Raw genomic sequence first — 1,071 nt, 5'->3', positions numbered from 1 at the left:
GTGGAATTAAGTGTGAGACGTTTGAGTTAGAAACGAGGTCTACTATGACAAAACATAAACACCTTACCCTTTCAGACCGTAATGATATCCAATTAGGTTTAGAGCGCAGTGAAACCTTCAAAGCTATTGGACAATCCATTCTAAAAGACCCGACTACTGTTTCTAAAGAAGTCAAACGAAACAGACAAGTCCGAGAGTCTACATGCCATAACCTTCCTTGCCCTCTACTCGACAAAGCTCCCTTTGTCTGTAACGGCTGCCCTAAAAGAAGACAGAATTGTGGCTATAAGAAGATCTTCTACCTCGCTAAGCAAGCTCAAAAACAATACGAACAAACTCTTGGCGAAGCTCGTGAAGGAACTCCCCTCAATTCCAAGACCTTCTGGGACATGGACAAAGTCATTTCTGATGGGGTTAAAAAAGGACAACACATCTATCATATTCTCAAAACTCATAACCTTGATGTCAGCTCCTCAACTGTCTATCGACACATCCGAAAAGGGTACCTATCTATCGCTCCGATTGATCTTGCCAGAGCCGTTAAATTCAAAGAAAGACGAAAAAGTAAGCTACCTTCCATCCCTAAAGAAGCTAAAAAAGGCCGTTCCTATGAGGATTTCCAAAACTATTTAGCACTGAATCAACTAGACTCTTGGCTGGAAATGGACACAGTTATGGGGAGAATGGGAGGTAAAGTCCTACTCACCTTCAATCTATCTTTCTGTAACTTTATCTTCGCTAGACTTCTGGATAATAAAACTGCCCTTGAGGTTACCAAACATCTCTATGACATCAAGAACACTCTTCACCAAGCGGACAAAGATTTCTTCCAACTCTTCCCTGTCATTCTTACCGATAATGGTGGAGAGTTTGCCAGGGTTGATGACATCGAAATGGATGTGCGAGGAGAGAGTAAACTCTTCTTTTGTGACCCTAATCGCTCTGACCAGAAAGGGAGAATTGAGAAAAATCACACGCTGATTCGCGACATTCTACCTAAAGGAACTTCTTTTGACAATTTAACTCAAGAGGACATCAATCTCGTCTGCTCTCATGTCAACAGCGTCAAAC

The 1,071-nt window shown here is 41.9% G+C and carries 1 protein-coding gene; it reads left to right on the top strand.

The window, feature by feature from the left end:
* Window positions 1-44 precede the first annotated feature (44 nt).
* A partial coding sequence (locus HT711_RS01225) for an IS30 family transposase (RefSeq protein ID WP_173249699.1) occupies window positions 45-1,071 on the top strand: 1,027 nt, incomplete at its 3' end.

Source organism: Streptococcus sp. 1032, assembly GCF_013277015.1.
Classification (GTDB): domain Bacteria; phylum Bacillota; class Bacilli; order Lactobacillales; family Streptococcaceae; genus Streptococcus.
This window is presented reverse-complemented; position numbering and strand designations above follow the sequence as displayed.